The sequence below is a fragment of the Mycobacterium sp. TH-M106 genome, assembly GCF_057473765.1.
In genome coordinates this window covers 1-2,399 of sequence record NZ_JBYCLE010000325.1, presented here as the reverse complement: position 1 = coordinate 2,399, position 2,399 = coordinate 1, and the positions used below count along the sequence as shown (strand labels likewise).

The following is a 2,399-nucleotide window of genomic DNA, read 5'->3' as shown; positions in this document are numbered from 1 at the left end:
CCCGCTTAGTGCCCCAATTAGTGCCCTCGCGCCAAGGAAACACCAGGCCAGAGCGGTGCCGGTCAGGAAACCCGCGGGCCATGTCCTAAGTCAGGTCGGATGGTCAAGAGACGAATCTGCGCGCGAATGTTGTTCACCCAAAACCGAAAGTTATACGTTAGAGCGACTAGGCCTCATCCGGTGGGCTCGGGAGGCCCGGGAGGCTCGGGAGGTGAGACCTGGTGTGCCGACACCGCCGCGAACCTGTCGGTGTCGGGCTCATGCGGTGTGTGCGCCGCGATCCCGCGCACCACGTTGGGGCCGGTCGGTCGCATCACCTGCGGCCACCAGAACCACCGGCCCAGCAGAGTGGCGATCGACGGCATGAAAAACGCCCGGACCACAAACGTGTCCAGCAACAGTCCGATGCAGACCGTGGTTCCGAACATCCCGATCGCCCGCAGATCACTGAAGAGCATGACGAACATGGTGAACGCGAACACCATGCCCGCCGCCGTCACCACCCCGCCGCTGCCCGCCATCGCCCGGATGTATCCGGTCTTGAGTCCGGCGTGAATCTCCTCCTCGAACCGGGAGACCAGCAACAGGTTGTAGTCGGATCCGACGGCCAACAACACGATCACCGACAGCACCAGCGTCACCCAGTAGATGTCCTGGCCGACGATGTCCTGCCAGATCAGCACGGAAAGCCCGAACGACGACGCGATGGAGCTGGACGCGGTGCCGACGATCACCAATGCGGCCACCAGGCTTCGGGTGATCATCATCATGATCAGAAAGATCAGGGTCAACGATGCCACGATCGCGATCATCAAGTCGTATTTGGCGCCGTCGCGCATGTCCTGATACATGGCGGCCATGCCGCCGATGTACACCTTGGCATCGGCCAGCGACGACTGCTTCAGCGCCTCCTGCGCCGCGGTGCGCTCCGGTTCGATCCGAGCGATTCCCTTCGGGGTGGCCGGGTAGGTCTGGTGGGTGACGAAGAACCGAGCGGATTTGCCGTCCGGCGACATGAACAGCCGCAGGCCGGTCTGGAAGTCTTTGTTGTCGAACGCCTCCGGAGGCAGATAGAAGAAGTCGTCGTTCTTGGAGTCGTCGAAACTCTGACCCATCATGATCTGGGTGTCGCTCAGGTCCTCCAACTGGTCGACGAACGCGGAGAACGTACTATGCACCGTCACCACCAGGCCCCGCATGATGGTCATGGTGTCGACCACTGCCGGTAGCAACTCGACCACTTGCGGCATCAGCTCAGCCAGACGGTCGGTGTTGTGCGAAAGAAAATACAGTTGTTCGGTGAGCTTGTCCGTTGTCTCCGCAGACTCAAATGTCGACCTGAGCGCCCAGCAGATGGGAATATCGAAGCAGTGCGCTTCCCAGTGGAAGTAGGTTTCGAATGGTCTGAAGAAGTCGAGGCTGTCGGCAATGTGGTCCCGGAGCGTATCGGAGACGACAACGGTCTCTCTGGTTACGGCGGCGAGGTCTTCGGTGGTATGGACGACCTCCGTCAGGCGGGCATACATCGTGTTCAGCAGGTTGATGTCCCGGTCCAGCTGCTGCGATATCGTATCTATGTCGGCCACCCGGTTTTTCAGGGATTGCATGTTCTGGATGATCAACTGGTTTGCCACACTCAGCTGAAAGGGTATCGAGCTGTGCTGGAGTGGAATACCTAATGGCCGGGTGATGTCCTGGATCATCGCGATGCCGACGACCCGCATGATGTTTTTCGCGACTCTATCTAAAACCAGCATGTCCGCCGGATTACGCATATCATGGTCGGATTCGACCATGGTCATGTCGGGCGCCATCCTGGCGGCCGAGAAATGTCGTTCCGCGGCGGCGTAGCCGACGTTGACCGGCGTGTCCTGCGGTAGGTACTTCCGGTCGTCGTAGCCGGGTCGGAAACCCGGGAGGGCAACCAGGCCGACCAGAATGACCGCTCCGGCGGCGACCATGATCGGTGCGGGCCAGCGTACGACGGCGATGCCGGCTGCTCGCCAGAACCTGCTGGGCTTGGCGTTTTTGGGCACCAGCAACCCGAAACGGCTGGCCACCACGACAACGGCCGGGCCAAGGGTCAGCGCGGCCGATACCACGACGATCATTCCGGTGGCCACCGGAATGGCCATGGTGTGAAAGTACGGCAGGCGGGTCACGTAGAGCACCGCCGACGCTCCGGCAATGGTCAGCCCCGAACCCAGGACGACCGGGGTGACACTGCGAACGGTCGTGTAATAGGCGGTGATTGCGTCCTCGCCGGCCATGCGCGCTTCGCGGTAGCGTCCGATGAGGAATATCCCGTAATCGGTGCCCGCCGCGATCGCCAGCATCACCATGATGTTGACCGCGAATGTGGTGAGGCCCATGACGTTGTGATATCCAAGGAACGCGAC

At 61.2% G+C, this 2,399-nt stretch carries 1 protein-coding gene; it reads right to left on the bottom strand.

Annotated elements, in window-relative coordinates; genetic code table 11:
- Positions 1-173: 173 nt before the first annotated feature.
- Positions 174-2,399: MMPL/RND family transporter (locus AC2VOP_RS11295; RefSeq protein ID WP_486961048.1), on the bottom strand; the 2,226-nt coding region annotated here is incomplete at its 5' end.